Source organism: Paenibacillus sp. EKM206P (assembly GCF_011066155.1).
Lineage (GTDB): Bacteria > Bacillota > Bacilli > Paenibacillales > Paenibacillaceae > Paenibacillus > Paenibacillus polymyxa_D.
In genome coordinates this window covers 1-431 of the sequence record NZ_JAAMNQ010000077.1, presented here as the reverse complement: position 1 = coordinate 431, position 431 = coordinate 1, and the positions used below count along the sequence as shown (strand labels likewise).

Sequence of the window (431 nt, the reverse complement as noted above, 5' to 3'; positions counted from 1 at the left end):
GTGTCAAACAGCGCATTCCGGCTCGTATCCCGCGTTAAATTCAGCTTTTCAACCAGCTCTTCAAAAGGATATTCCTGATGTTCGTAAGCACTGAGCGCATGCTCTTTGACCTCTTGCAAGTAGTCTAGGAACGTTTTGTCACCAGACGGATAATTGCGGATTGCCAGCGTGTTGAGGAATACGCCTACCAAGCTCTCCAGTTCCGCATGTGGTCTTCCGGCAATCGGCGTGCCGACGATAATGTCTTCCTGTCCCGAATATTTATGCAAAAGCGTGCTATACGCGGCCAGCAATACCATGTACAAGGTGGAGCCGGTTTGCGCGGCCAGCTGTTTCAACTGTTCGCTGTCCTCCAGGCTGATCGCAAATTCCAATCGCGCTCCTTCCAGACGCTGTACGGCTGGTCTTGCAAAATCCGTAGGCATATCCAG

General features: G+C 51.5%; 1 protein-coding gene. It reads right to left on the bottom strand.

Translation table 11 applies throughout. The annotated features are described in order from the left end of the window. A partial coding sequence (locus tag G9G53_RS25760) for a condensation domain-containing protein (protein ID WP_165150887.1) occupies positions 1-431 on the bottom strand: 431 nt, incomplete at both ends.